General features: G+C 33.8%; 1 pseudogene. It reads right to left on the bottom strand.

Going from position 1 to position 361, the window contains the following annotated elements:
* Positions 1-191: pseudogene (locus ACWA1B_RS22420) on the bottom strand (mechanosensitive ion channel family protein); the annotation flags it as partial.
* Between the last annotated feature and the right edge of the window lie 170 nt (positions 192-361).

Here is a 361-nt window from a genome sequence, read left to right as displayed (position 1 = left end):
ATCGCTTTGATAAATCCGTTTACGGTTCCTTGAGGTGTTCTTCTCCCTAATGAATCATCTGGAATTTTTGCTGGTTCTTCGGCCGTAGTTTTGGCTGCACCCAAAAGCTGCGCTTCCATTCTTAATGGCGTTATCAGTACTGCCGACAACAGCAATAAAAAAGACAATAAACGTTTAGTACCTAAAATCATATTTTTAGCTTTAGTAACTTAGACTATTAAAAATAAGAAATCTAGCAGAAAACAACTGATTTAAACTCGGTTTTTTTCTAAAATTCTGCACAAAAGCCTTCTTCAGATTTTGTAAGTGCAATTCTGGAGCTTTTTATAAATTCTATAAGCTTCAATTGTTTTAATTTTTC

This window comes from Flavobacterium xizangense, from assembly GCF_054075145.1.
The sequence above is the reverse complement of the archived record's forward strand: the minus strand, read 5'-3'. Positions and strand labels throughout refer to the sequence as shown.